Raw genomic sequence first — 793 nt, 5'->3', positions numbered from 1 at the left:
CCGGGAACACCGCAGATGATCACGAGGGCCACTGGTTCATCCGGGATGTGAGAAGGGGACGGTGGACCGTGAGACCTCGACGACCGCATGGTCGTCGAGGACCGTGGCCACCAACGCGAAGTCGAACCGGTCCACGTCTGCGCACATGCCAACGTCCTGGGGATGGACGCCTCGCATTCCAGCCCTATACCCACGGTCCAGGGCGCGCGCGGCCGGCGAACTCACGACGCGTTGACGGACCTGGACGGCGTCTGCGGTCGGACCGCTCATCACGTTCCTGATCAGGTCGGCACAGGCCAAGTCCTCATCCGCGGTCCCATCCTCCCCCGTGATCACGAACGCCACTCGGCTTGCACCGGTGGCAAGGACGTGTCGTGCGGTGGCCCGCGCGTTGACCAAGCTGGCGCACAAGATCCACCGACAACGACGAGCGGCCAGCACGCCTTTCGTGCCGTTTGTGGTGCGCTGGATGATGTGACAACCGGTCAGGTCGCTGCCCCTGACGAAACCCGGTGAATTGACGAGGTCAAAACCGGCGGCCGGCGGCCCATCCTTGATCGTGCGCGCAGACGGTCCGAGCATGGACTTCATCTGCAAGGCCTGTATGTCGTCCCGGGCGAACCGGAGAGTTGCCGCGCCTCGCGCGAACACCCACGGGGCAACAGTGAAGGCACGAAGCACATCGATGACCACGGCCACTTGAGGCACGGCGGCACCTGACAGCGCGCCTATTTCGCTAACCGAGCACATCAGCGACTCCAACGCGACCTCCCCACCGCGCGTCCTGTTGGTG

General features: G+C 65.3%; 1 protein-coding gene. It reads right to left on the bottom strand.

The genetic code is table 11. The features are described 5' to 3' along the window. Window positions 1-36 precede the first annotated feature (36 nt). Window positions 37-793: 2-phosphosulfolactate phosphatase (locus IG69_RS0119470; protein ID WP_051750759.1), on the bottom strand; the 757-nt coding region annotated here is incomplete at its 5' end.

The organism is Phycicoccus jejuensis (genome assembly GCF_000720925.1).
In the GTDB taxonomy this organism is placed as follows: Bacteria; Actinomycetota; Actinomycetes; order Actinomycetales; family Dermatophilaceae; genus Phycicoccus; species Phycicoccus jejuensis.
Note: the sequence above shows the minus strand (reverse complement) of the source record. Positions and strands in the feature narration are given on the sequence as shown.